Origin of the sequence: Pseudomonas asturiensis (assembly GCF_900143095.1) — a bacterium.
GTDB classification, from domain to species: Bacteria; Pseudomonadota; Gammaproteobacteria; order Pseudomonadales; family Pseudomonadaceae; genus Aquipseudomonas; species Aquipseudomonas asturiensis.
In genome coordinates this window covers 151,279-157,409 of sequence record NZ_FRDA01000014.1, presented here as the reverse complement: position 1 = coordinate 157,409, position 6,131 = coordinate 151,279, and the positions used below count along the sequence as shown (strand labels likewise).

At 58.3% G+C, this 6,131-nt stretch carries 5 protein-coding genes; 1 reads left to right on the top strand and 4 read right to left on the bottom strand.

The features are described 5' to 3' along the window. Nucleotides 1-57 precede the first annotated feature (57 nt). The 4 genes from BUB69_RS21695 to BUB69_RS21680 all read right to left on the bottom strand — a co-directional run bounded on the left by BUB69_RS21695 (nt 58) and on the right by BUB69_RS21680 (nt 5,497). A complete protein-coding gene (locus BUB69_RS21695) occupies nt 58-777 on the bottom strand; it encodes a hypothetical protein (RefSeq protein WP_073170318.1) in 720 nt (239 codons plus the stop codon). A gap of 237 nt (nt 778-1,014) precedes the next feature. Beyond that, nucleotides 1,015-1,263, bottom strand: coding sequence for a helix-turn-helix domain-containing protein (locus BUB69_RS21690; RefSeq protein WP_163032204.1), 249 nt, complete (start codon nt 1,261-1,263; stop codon nt 1,015-1,017). 550 nt (nt 1,264-1,813) lie between these two features. Then, on the bottom strand, nt 1,814-3,130 hold the full coding sequence (locus BUB69_RS21685) for an MFS transporter (protein ID WP_073170316.1): 1,317 nt from the start codon (nt 3,128-3,130) through the stop codon (nt 1,814-1,816). Nucleotides 3,131-3,325: 195 nt separating this feature from the next. Continuing rightward, nucleotides 3,326-5,497, bottom strand: a complete 2,172-nt coding sequence (locus BUB69_RS21680; protein ID WP_073170315.1) for a TonB-dependent siderophore receptor — start codon at nt 5,495-5,497, stop codon at nt 3,326-3,328. Nucleotides 5,498-5,788: 291 nt separating this feature from the next. Here BUB69_RS21680 and BUB69_RS21675 point away from each other — a divergent pair, with 291 nt between their 5' ends. Next, entirely contained in the window at nt 5,789-6,097 is a 309-nt protein-coding gene (locus BUB69_RS21675) for a PepSY domain-containing protein (protein WP_073170314.1), read from the top strand. The last annotated feature ends 34 nt before the right edge of the window (nt 6,098-6,131 follow it).

Genomic DNA, 6,131 nt, shown 5'->3' with positions numbered 1-6,131 from the left:
CACATCTTGGGACTTGTTCGGAGATTCCCTAGCGACGTGATTATGGTCACCCCTGTTTCAGCGGGCAGGACGCTCAAGTTCGCATACGTGATCAACGAGCCATTGAGGTTCACGTGTTTCAAGCATCACACGGATGGGCTGTTCAAGTTCCAGTTTGCCGTAGAGCGCTTCTTCGTGATCGAGGTGCGCTTGTTGCACGGCGCGATAGTCCAGTGGATAGATACTTTTTTCGATGGGTAGTAAGTGGTCAAAGTGTTCAAGCAGGCCGTGGAAGACTATTCGTCGTTCGACGGTGTCGCGCGTCGTTGCGATCAGCTTGCTGAAGTATTCGCTGTCGGCTTGCCGCAACGCATCGCCTGCTGCGTAGCGCTCGACCAGTGTGTAGGGGGCTGCCTCATCGAACACGACGCAGCACAGGTATTCGCGTGTCATGCCTCGAAACGGATTGTCAGCCGGAGGTCGCCGGCAATGGACCGCCAGTACGAATTGCAAGGCCTGCTCTGCAAGCGCCCGACGGTCATGGTCTTCAAGAGCGCTGATGTCCTTGAGGACGGGTGCCTGTCTGCCCTGCTTTCGAACCTGTCGGGACAGGTTCGCAAAGTGACCTGTCGGCCCCAGCAGGGCGGCCTGTTGTGCGGCGAGAACTGCTCGCGACAGGCCGGACTGGCGCTGGGCGAGACGTTGCATATCCGTCAGCGCATCGACTTCAGGACGTTGCGGTTCCGGCCGCGATGACTGATCGGAACGCGAAGCTCGCCGAACAAGACACACAGTCATGAGTGACTCCTTTTATTGTTGATCCAATGTTGTCGTGCCGTATCACTATCTGAAACGCTGCGCTAACGTCTGCCGACAAGACCCTTCGCCACCGGATCGGGTATATCCTGCCTCCCCGCAAGAACACCCCACCCGCAAATCTTTATAAGCTGAATCGTATAACCTGGCATTTTAAAAAGAAGGAACGCCCAGGCGCTCTAACCTCGACGCGCTTCTGACAGAGCGTACAAGTACCTATTATGTAGAGATCATCTCGCCAGGCAATCCGACAGATGTAGGGGGTAGGATATTTTTTGACACCATGAGACGCGACACGCAACGTGCCATTAACTCTGCACGGGTCCTGGCCTGATTCTTTCTGAGCAATGAAGACACGTGATCACGCACGGTGTAGCCACTGATACAAAGCTGCTGCGCGATTTCCTTGTTGGTAAATCCCTGAAGCAAGAGCCCCAGGACTTCCTGTTCCCGAATAGTCACCCACATGGTATTCCCTCCCATTGTCACTGCGTGCACAGATGAAACTGTAGGACATTTCTCATATTCATCATCCATGACTTCAAGAGTGAATCGGCACAGACGCCATTTTATTTAATGATCTTTTTATCACGCGATACACATTGTCTCCGACAGGGCACAGTGTGCAGGCTTATTCCTGAATCGATCACACACTCAAAACCTCAAAGAAAACTCCTACAAAAAGCCCAGACAAATCCTATTTAATTTATATATAAAAACCCATAGGCAAGCCCTGCACAGATTAGCGCAAACAAGGGTACTTACCTGAAGGCTTTATAAAAACGTTACTTGGCGAGACAGGCGCAAGATAAACTTGCACACTCATAATTACAATCAGTTGTTACAATTGGATCCAGCCAATCACCTGCGCACTGTCAGGTTTCAACGTGCTGAATCGCCCCGCCTACCGGGCGGGACGGGGATCGACTTGTCTGGCGTTCGTGGACTGTAGAGGTCTTTGGTGTGCGAAGGCGATTGCCCGGAGAAAAGGTCATAGACCTCGCCAGGCGTCAGGTGCCTAACCGGCTCGGCTCAGTGCCACATCATCGACCACAACGCCTCTGCGCACGCCGAACACGATGGCCGTGACCAGACCGGTTACGCCCATTGCAAGTGCGTAGAGCACGCATACCCAGACGTTCCAGGGCATCAACGCGATCAGCAACAGCGGCGTGGTGCTGGCCCAGAACGCATAGGCAATGTTGTAGGTAAACGATATGCCCGACACCCGGATACTGGCTGGAAACAGGCCGACCATCACCGACGGCACCACACCCACGATTCCGCAGGCCAGACCCGCAATGGCGTAGGCGACGCCCAGTGGCAACCAGCCCTCGATCAGACTGGCGTACAGCACGCCGATGCCCAGTGGTAACAACAGGCTGTAGAGCATGACACCGCGCCAGGCACCGATGCGGTCGACCAGCATGCCGGCCAGCACACAGCCAATGTTCAAAAAAACAATACCGGCTGCACTCAGGGCAAAGGTATGGCTGGCCGTGATGCCGAATCGTTGCTGCATCACGGTCGGCGTGATCACCACCAGCACGACGACGGCCGATGTCAGCACGAAGGTCAGCAAGGCGGCCGGTAACAGCGAAGCCCGGTGGTCTTTCAGGACCTGCTTGAGTGGCAGTCCTTGCAGCCCTTCGCGCTGGGCGTGCAAAGCCATGAACACAGGCGTTTCGCTCAGCCAGCGACGCAGCCAGACGCCCACGACGCCGAACACACCGCCCAGCAGGAACGGGATGCGCCAGGCCCAATCGAGAATCTCCGCCGGGCTGAAGACCCGTGCCAGCCAGGTCGCCGTCAACGCGCCCAGCAGGTAGCCGAAGGTCAGTCCGGCCTGCAACACACCTAAGGCGTAACCTCGATGGCCGTCAGGTGCATGCTCGGCGACGAACACCCAGGCACTCGGCACCTCTCCCCCGACGGCTGCCCCTTGCAGAATGCGCAGGGCCAGCAGCACCAACGGCGCCCAATAGCCGATCTGGGCATAGGTGGGCATGATGCCGATCAGCAGGCAGGGCAAGGCCATCATCAGGATGCTGAGGCTGAACACCCGTTTGCGTCCCAGACGGTCGGCAAAATGCGCCATCAGAATGCCGCCCAACGGGCGCGCCAGATAGCCGGTCACGAAAATACCGAAGCTCTGCAGCAAACGCAGCCACTCGGGCATTTCGGGCGGGAAGAACAGCTGGCTGAGGGTCAGCGCAAAGAAAACGAAAATGATGAAATCATAGATTTCCAGCGCCCCGCCCAGCGCTGCAAGACCCAGAGTCTTGTAGTCGCCACGGCTGAACGGCTGTGGAGGTGGTCGAACGATGGCCGTCATGAAGCCCCCGATACATGGCTGAAAAGCGCGTCCCGCGCTCGCTGGGCGCGAAGAATAGCAAAGCTTGCGGCGAGCTGCGGGGTTTGGAATACAGATCCCGTGGGTTCCTTGTTCATCCAGCAAGACGGGTGAACGCGGAACGCGCCTGCGCGGGACTGCCACTCAGGACGCTCTGCGCCCGCCCCAGCCGTGGATTCAGAAACTGACCGAGGCCGAGAGTCTGGCGGTCCTGGGGGCGCCCATGAACAGGTAGTCGTCGCCCAGGTATTCGCCAGCGTCACGCCAGTAGCGCTTGTCGAACAGGTTGTCGACGGTCAGGCGCAGGACGGTGTCGTAGCCACTGATCTTCGTGCTGTAGCGGCTGCCGATGTTGAACAACGCGTAATCGTTGACCTGCACGGAGCCTTCCCGATCCGCCATCTTGCTCGCGCTGTACTGCACGCCACCGAGCAGAGCCAGCCCGCGAATCGGCAGGCTGTAGTCGGCTTGCAGGCTGCCCCGGTATTTCGGAACGTTGAGTGCCTGATGACCTTCATAGGCTTCAGTACCGCTGCCCTCGACCCGTGCGCGAATTGCCGCCGCGCTGGCCGAAAGCTGCAGGCGGTCAGTGACCCAGCCGTTGGCACCCAGCTCCAGCCCCGTGTTCTTCTGCTCGCCCTGCTGCACGTAGGTGAAGGTGCCGTCGTCATTGGGTCTGGAATACTGATAGGCCTGACGCGCCTGAAACACCGCCGCAGTGAAGCTCATACGCTGCCAATCGTACTTGACGCCCGCCTCAAGCTGGCGTGACACGGTCGGAGCCAGAATCTCGCTGGCGTTGGTGGTAAACCAGGCCGCCGTGCCACCCAGCGAAAGTCCTTTGCTGTAACTGGTGTAAAGAGAAACGTTGTCCACCGGCTTGTAGATCAGCGCTGCCTGAGGCAGAAACACCCAGCGCTCGGTGTGGCGTGCATCACTGCCGTCCTCGGCATAGGCCTGCTCATCCAGACGCACCTGACGCCCGCCCAGCACCGTCTGCCATTGCTCGTTGAAGCTGATCCGGTCGGTCACAAACACGCCATACTGGCGGCTGTCCAGACGGCGCTCGGTGTGCGGCAACGGCAGGTCGGAGGGCGCAACCGAATCAGGCGACTCGTTGATGTTGCCGGACCCGACGAACTCATTGAAGGTGCCACGGGTATCGACGGTGCGTCGGTACGCACTGCTGCCAACCGTCAGGTCGTGCGCAAGCGATCCGGTTGTAAAGGTGCCGGAGAGCGCGGCCTCGAGCTCATCGTTGCGCCGCGTGTCGTCGGGGCTGCGGAAGTCGTAGATGTCATAGCCACCTTCGGCGCTGAAATGATTGGGCACCGCTTCTGCCGCGCAACTGGCCGAACCGTAGCACCCCCAGGCGAACGCACTGTAGTCGTCGATAACCACCCGGCTGCGCGATGCACTGACACGGCCTTTCCAGCTGTCGTTGAAGCGGTACTCGAAGCGGCCGTTCATGTTCAGGGAGTCGATGCCAACGGGGTTGGACCAGCGTTGATAGCCCAGTAATTTGCGCGGCGAAGCGTCGTGCGGCAGGGTTGTGCCGCCCAGCAACTGATAACCGGGTACCGAGCGTTGTTCCTTGGTCTGATACTCGACATCCAGTTGCAGCAAGGCGCGCTCGCTGATGTTCCAGTCGAACGCCAGGGAGGCAAAGTCGCGCTGGCCGTCGGCGTGCTCGACGTAGGAACGAATGTCCTCATGCGCCAGGTTGGCGCGCAGGCCGAACTGCTGCTCACTGCCAAACCAGCCGCCCACGTCGGTGGCGATATAGCGTTCGCCGTGCTCGTTGGTCGACACCGTGACCGAGCGCACATCCTCTGCACGTTTGGTCTGGTAGTTGATAACACCGCCCGGCTCCGACACACCGCTTTGCAGGCCCGACAGGCCTTTGAGCAGTTCGACCTGCTGCTTGTTTTCCAGCGCCACGTTCTGTTCACCAGTGATGCTGCGGCCGTTGATGCGATAGCTGTTGGCGGCATTGAGCGAGAAGCCGCGCACCACGAAATTTTCGTAGTAACCCACCGGGGCATAGCTTTCGCCCACCGACGCGTCATTGCGCAGTACCTCACTGAGCAATCTTGCCTGGCGATCCTGAATCAATGCCTCGGTGAACACCGACACCGACGCAGGTGTATCGAGCAGTGTGGCCTGGTCATAACCGGTAACCGACGCCCGAGCCGCCTGATAGTCGCCGACGCTTTCTTCGCGACTGCCCGAGACGTTCACTGCGGCCAGATTGACCGGCTCGACCGCCAGCACAGGTGAGGCAACGGCCATGCCCAATGGCAGCAAACGAAACGCAAGACGCGCAGCAGGTCGGTGTGGCGTACTCATTGTCGAACTCCAGAAGATCATGCGCCTGGACAGACGCAAAGCACCTTCAGGCAGGGGGCAACCTTTTACGTTCACCGCCGGTTTTTTTCAACCTTTGCGTGCGCCCTGTTTTTCAAACGAATCAGGTCGGCAAACTTTATGCGTGCAGCGGCGGGCCCGTCCTATAAAGAAGCCCGGTCGATTAATTAAGCGTGAATTAAGTATGCGTCGCTAATCTGATTCCAACACAGCCGCTGAACGAATCAGCGAGCCGACAATCCATTACAACAGATCAATCAGAAGGAATACCCTATGAAACTTATGTCTGCCCTCTTCGCCGCTGTTGCCCTGACTGCCGCTGCCGGTGCTGCTCAAGCCGATATCGGCCCGGATGAAGTTGTTCGTTTGCAAAAATCCGGCGCGGTCGGTGACTTCGAGCAGTTCAACAAACAGGCATTGGCCAAGCACTCGGGCTTTCAGATTCACGACACCGAACTTGAGAAAGACGCGGGCGGCAACTACGTCTACCAGATCGAACTCAAGGACGCCAAAGGCGTTGAGTGGAACTACGATGTCAACGCCAAGACCGGCGCTGTTATTCGCGACGAACAGGATCGTTGATTCGGGTGTACAACGCTGAGTCTTTCAGCGTTTG

Excerpts from the sequence above, each read along its gene's own strand:
- BUB69_RS21680 (WP_073170315.1), bottom strand. The coding sequence starts at position 5,497 with ATGAGTACGCCACACCGACCTGCTGCGCGTCTTGCGTTTCGTTTGCTG.
- BUB69_RS21685 (WP_073170316.1), bottom strand. The coding sequence starts at position 3,130 with ATGACGGCCATCGTTCGACCACCTCCACAGCCGTTCAGCCGTGGCGAC.
- BUB69_RS21695 (WP_073170318.1), bottom strand. The coding sequence starts at position 777 with ATGACTGTGTGTCTTGTTCGGCGAGCTTCGCGTTCCGATCAGTCATCG.
- BUB69_RS21690 (WP_163032204.1), bottom strand. The coding sequence starts at position 1,263 with ATGTGGGTGACTATTCGGGAACAGGAAGTCCTGGGGCTCTTGCTTCAG.
- BUB69_RS21675 (WP_073170314.1), top strand. The coding sequence starts at position 5,789 with ATGAAACTTATGTCTGCCCTCTTCGCCGCTGTTGCCCTGACTGCCGCT.